At 42.5% G+C, this 760-nt stretch carries 1 protein-coding gene; it reads left to right on the top strand.

The features are described 5' to 3' along the window. Positions 1-116: 116 nt before the first annotated feature. A complete protein-coding gene (locus IBT46_RS27050; RefSeq protein ID WP_123333289.1) occupies positions 117-269 on the top strand; it encodes a type I toxin-antitoxin system Hok family toxin in 153 nt (50 codons plus the stop codon). Positions 270-760: the final 491 nt, after the last annotated feature.

The raw sequence follows: 760 nt of genomic DNA, 5'->3' as shown, positions 1-760 counted from the left end.
TGAGGGATAAAAAGAAGAAAGCCCCGAAGGTAATGTTAATCACCAACGAGGCATCCTCTATGTCCACAGAACATCAGAGTAGCCTCTTACCCGCAGTAATGCAAGGAGCAAGAGCGATGAAAATACCACCCATAATCACTATCGTGTTAATACTCTGTATTACCGTTTTGATATTTACCTACTTTACCCGTGAGACGCTTTGCGAATTGCGCTGGAAGAGTGGTGACAGAGAGGTGGCTGCCTTCATGGCTTACGAATCCGGTAAGTAGCGACCTGGACGGGGGCGCAATCCCCCGTTTTCAGGCTGATGCGTCAGGGCATAGCTGACGGCACCATCAAAACGGGGTTATCAGTGAACGCTGATAACCCCGTCCTTTTTAGAGCAACAAAAGTACTTACCTTATGTCGCCTGGGAATGGTTTGAGGGCCAGCAAGGAAAATAGCGTGGATGGTTTGGCTATCTACGATTCTCGTCGCTGGAGAAAGTAAAGTGAATCGATTACAGCTATTAATAATATCACCGAGTTAATTAATTTAATAAAAACAAAACCATCTCTATAAAACCAATAACCAAATCACATAACACGAATAAATAACAAACTGACTTTAATTAATAGCATCAGATCAATGCGCAGATGAAATAATAAATTAATTACACGAAAATTGCGATACCGTACGCAGTTTCACGCATAGGGAGCAGAAACAAATATAATAACTCATGCGCTAAAGTATAATCCCGCCCGGTGCTTGAGGCTTTTTA

This window comes from Erwinia sp. S38 (assembly GCF_016624545.1).
GTDB lineage: Bacteria > Pseudomonadota > Gammaproteobacteria > Enterobacterales > Enterobacteriaceae > Erwinia > Erwinia coffeiphila.
Note: the sequence above shows the minus strand (reverse complement) of the source record. Positions and strands in the feature narration are given on the sequence as shown.